Below are 1,932 nucleotides of genomic sequence, written 5' to 3' on the forward strand. Positions count from 1 at the left end.
GCTTCATTCTACCCCCGATACTGCGTCAACCTGACAGAGCCCTTCACCGGGCTCACCCTAGATCCGTCCAATTCCTGAGCAAATGTACGTCGTGTGCGCTCTTGCGTCGTGAATACCTCAACGTGACAACGCCCTATTTCGCGATCAGCTGGCGCAAGCAGGATCACGCAGTCTTTGAGATTGATCAACCGGTAACAAGTTTGAAGCGTGTCTATCTTGTGCCGTGCCTATCGAGTCGGGCAAAATGATCTTGCCTGTTCTGGCTCCCGATGGATGTGATCTTTCTTTGAATGTCGACTATTGCAATTCACTCAATCATCTGAAAATCGGGGTGACAGGATTTTATCTCTCCAGAGGCCGTAATTGATTCAAAAGCTACCGATCAACGATCAAGGAACCCATCACTCGTAAAATGAAGGTGCCCCGGGAACCGTGGAGGCTGGTTGGTTTAAGCTAATAGCGTACGCCGGACTCAGCTCTCGCGCGCCTGTTGAGCACTATCTAGCGGCTCGCAAGGCTGCCGGACAATCGGCGCGCGGTATGCTCGGGAACATCCGGCGAGATCTCATGCTGTTTGCCAACAGCCGTCACAGGCCGGATCTCGCCGCGGTGTTTCAGAACACGCCAGAAGAGAGGCAAGCACGCGCCAGCGCCGTCGAACGAGCAATCAAGCGTGTTGCCCACGCTGCCTGTGCCGCAACCCCAGATCAGCGACGCCGTCGACGCAAGGAGGATAAGATGGATTATGCATCGATGCTCCAACCCCACAATGCCGAGGCCGCGGGCACGTGGGGAAGTGCAGGGCGGCAATATGAACGAGTTAGTCAATCGATCTCCGATGCGATTGAGCATTGCGTTATTCGCGTCGCTCCGCAGCCCGGCGAGCGCGTTCTGGACGTGGCCACGGGTACAGGGTGGGCCGCACGGCGCATCGCTGCCCGTGGCGCAAGCGGTATAGGAATTGACTTGGCAGCAAATCTCATCGAGACCGCCAAAGCGTATGCGGCTGATGCGCAATTATCCTTCGAGTTCCAAGTGGGCGATGCGGAGGCGCTGCAATTCGAGGATCAAAGCTTCGACGCCGTCATTTCGACATTCGGCGTTATGTTTGCCAGCGATCCCGACGCAGCGGCCTCGGAGTTGGCGCGGGTCTGCAAACCGGGGGGCAGGCTGGGAATTGCATCCTGGCCTTCCGACGGTACGGTCGCTGGGTTGTTCAAAATCATGCAGCCATATGTGACGCGACCTCCCGTGCCACTACCAACGTCGCCATTTGCTTGGGGGAACACAGATTACGTTAAGAAGCTGCTTGGAGCGGCCTTCGACTTGCGCTTTGAGAGCGGCACTACCGTCTTGCGCGAACTGAACGGGTCTATCGTGTGGGAGTTGTCCGTGGAGAGCTACGGCCCCATTAAAACCTTGGCCGCGAGCTTGGATCCGGACAGCCGCGAGCGCCTAAGGCAGGATTTCATAACATATCACGAAGAGTTTCAGTCCGAGTTGGGGATTGCGATGCCGCGGGAGTACCTCGTGGCTATCGGCATCCGAAAGTAGTCTTCGCGTATTGGCCAGACACACACTGAACCGCGCCGGGTTTCCAGAATTTGAGGGGGCTGGACTTCTTCCGCCGCCGACCCGGTGCTGGTGGAACTAGGCTCCCACGACACAAAGCCGCTCCTCGTATTTCATGTGTAAGCGTTGCTCGGGTTTTGTCGCGCTAAGGGGCTACTGTAAAATCAGGACATGAAAAATTCGCCCGAAGCGCCAGTGAAGAAGGAACGTATTTCGCGAAAGACGTTGTCGCGTGGCGTTGCGAAGGTTCTGAAGCGACTGCATTTCCCGGTGGACGTGATTTTGCTGTGCGTGCGGTGGTACGTCGCCTATTCGCTGAGCCTGCGTAATCTCGAAGAGATGATGGTGGAGCACGGTATA

Annotated in this window: 1 protein-coding gene and 2 pseudogenes; all 3 read left to right on the plus strand. The window is 56.6% G+C overall.

Going from position 1 to position 1,932, the window contains the following annotated elements:
* Positions 1-441 precede the first annotated feature (441 nt).
* Positions 442-793, plus strand: a pseudogene (locus BMI01S_RS42335) (integrase); the annotation flags it as partial.
* Positions 754-1,554: a class I SAM-dependent methyltransferase gene (locus tag BMI01S_RS37215; RefSeq protein WP_244145405.1), complete on the plus strand. Its 801-nt coding sequence runs from the start codon at positions 754-756 to the stop codon at positions 1,552-1,554. The pseudogene BMI01S_RS42335 and the gene BMI01S_RS37215, both read left to right, overlap by 40 nt.
* A 189-nt stretch (positions 1,555-1,743) precedes the next feature.
* Positions 1,744-1,932, plus strand: a pseudogene (locus BMI01S_RS41720) (IS6 family transposase); the annotation flags it as partial.

It is taken from the genome of Paraburkholderia mimosarum LMG 23256 = NBRC 106338 (assembly GCF_000739815.1).
Classification (GTDB): Bacteria; Pseudomonadota; Gammaproteobacteria; order Burkholderiales; family Burkholderiaceae; genus Paraburkholderia; species Paraburkholderia mimosarum.